This window comes from Lishizhenia sp., from assembly GCF_033720595.1.
Classification (GTDB): Bacteria; Bacteroidota; Bacteroidia; order Flavobacteriales_D; family Crocinitomicaceae; genus Lishizhenia.
Genome location: NZ_JAWWCF010000301.1, coordinates 1 through 2,059, shown reverse-complemented (window position 1 = coordinate 2,059; position 2,059 = coordinate 1). Strand labels below are relative to the sequence as shown.

3 protein-coding genes are annotated in these 2,059 nt (G+C 34.9%); all 3 read right to left on the bottom strand.

Features of this window, described 5'->3' with window-relative positions; genetic code table 11:
• The coding region (locus R3333_RS14250; protein ID WP_318959434.1) for a cyclic nucleotide-binding domain-containing protein at positions 1–419 on the bottom strand (419 nt) is incomplete at its 3' end.
• Between the two features lie 236 nt (positions 420–655).
• Positions 656–1,207: a helix-turn-helix domain-containing protein gene (locus tag R3333_RS14245; RefSeq protein ID WP_318959433.1), complete on the bottom strand. Its 552-nt coding sequence runs from the start codon at positions 1,205–1,207 to the stop codon at positions 656–658.
• A 201-nt stretch (positions 1,208–1,408) separates the two neighbouring features.
• Positions 1,409–2,059: outer membrane beta-barrel protein (locus tag R3333_RS14240; RefSeq protein ID WP_318959432.1), on the bottom strand; the 651-nt coding region annotated here is incomplete at its 5' end.

Sequence of the window (2,059 nt, the reverse complement as noted above, 5' to 3'; positions counted from 1 at the left end):
TGTTGCTGTTTTTCCACAAAAGAAGATTCCGCCGAAATCCGCATGAGAACTTGACCAAGGGATTTGTTTCCTAATTTTCTGAGATTTTCAACACTAATTCTATGTAGTTTGGTTGTTTCCAAAGTCACAACTTCTAATTCGTTGGGGGCTTGGGTAATTACTGACATATAATCGCAACAAAATTGTCCGTCAAAGGCAAAATCCAAGCAGACAAAATTGTTTTCTTTCCACAAGAAAACTCCAACACTTCCTTTTTCTATGAAGTAAAAATATTTTTCTGAACTCCCTTGTTTCTTAAGGGTTTCATCTTTTTTATGAATAGAGGTTTCGCACAGTTCAGCGAATTCCTCCCAGGCTTCTATAGGCGCTTCAAAATAGGCGTCAAAAGCCTTTTTCAATTGACTTGAAAGGCTCTGCATTTTCGTAAATAGTTTTTGATTGTCTTTTGCAGAAATTGCACCACGACAACAGATGGTTTTATTTTTCCTAAAGCCAGTATAGTTAAAAAATATTACATACGCGAATTTAGGGTAGGTGATTATGAGTGTTTTAGGTTATTTATATGATAAGTGATTTGATTTCTGGGATGAAAGGTAGGAGTGCATGTCTCCATTTCGATTTTAAAAGGTGACTCGGGGAATGCTATCTACTGCGCTTATCGAAGAATACGCAGTAGATTAGGGTATCTATTTTTGTTCTTTTCTTTATTTGTTTTAATCGCAAAGATCAGGGGGAGTATAAAGTTTATTATCGTTATGATGCTTAAGAACGCAAATGCATAGTCAAAATAGGTAGGGTAGAAGATGATGAGTACCATGCAAAGTACACACAGCGTGGTCCAAACGATTTGGAAGTTGAGTATGTTTTTTCCTAAGCTATCAAGTCCTTCAATTTTGTCTTTTTTACTTACCCATAATATGAGTGGAAGAATTATATTTCCCAAAGGGACAACAAAAAAAGAAAGCACAGAAAGATGGACAAGGCTTAAATAATTTAGGTCCTTTTCTTTACCGTAACTCATGATTTCTTCAGTGTTCGTTTCAAGCGCTTCACATATTAATTGCAAAGTTTTACCTCGTGGATTGTTGCTGTTGTTTTCTATGCGTTGTATCGTGCGTAGATTAACTTGAGCAGCTTCTGCTAGTTCTTCTTGTGAGTATCCTTTTAGCTTTCTAAGGCTTTTGATTTTATTTCCGATTTGGCTCATGGTTATACGTTTAAATTGAGGGTGCAATTATAGTTAGATTTCCACGTAATTTCTAACGGTTTTAATGCGACATGTTTACGACATTTATGTCTAAGCCTTGATTTTATTGGATTTCACGTATAGCGTTAAATACTTTTGGATACACGTTTCCAAAGGTATTTGGGGTAAGAACATGATGAATGTTTTGGAATTGAAAAAATTTTATAGTCTTATCCCTGTTGAAATACCAATCGATAACATGTTTCGATTAATTGGGGTTGATTTTGCTAACCCTAATATTCCGAATTGTGCATTGGGTTGGATGTAAAAGCTGAAATTTTCTTTTTGAATCACATCAAAACCAAGCCCTATGTTGGTGGATAAATTGATCTTTCTGAACTCAGTTGAGTTGTCATTTTTAGTGTTTCTTTCTGTTGCTTTTTCTGGATAATACAAAACGCTTGTTCGGGTATTGGATATGTTTACAATTCCACTTAATCCAAATACACCGTAAAACCTATTGTTGAATAAGTGTCTGTAATAGATAGGGATTTCTAAATTATGATGATTGTATATAGACTTGGCATGACTGGGTTGATAAGGGTCATAAACGGGTTCACCTGTTGTAGGATTGATGCTGAAAATTAAAGCTTGTTTTTTTGTTTGTTCACCGTTATTCTGGTAACCTAGTCCGAAGCCTAGAAAAGCGTTATGTTTAAGTGTGTATTCTACTAAAATAGAAGTACTAGCCGATGGTTTCCAAGTTTCAATATTTTTAAAAAGCTCACCTGCAGAAGAGCTACTTTCATCATAACTCAATATACCCATTGAAAAATTTGGAAAAACATTTACACCCAAGCTAAACTTACTTTC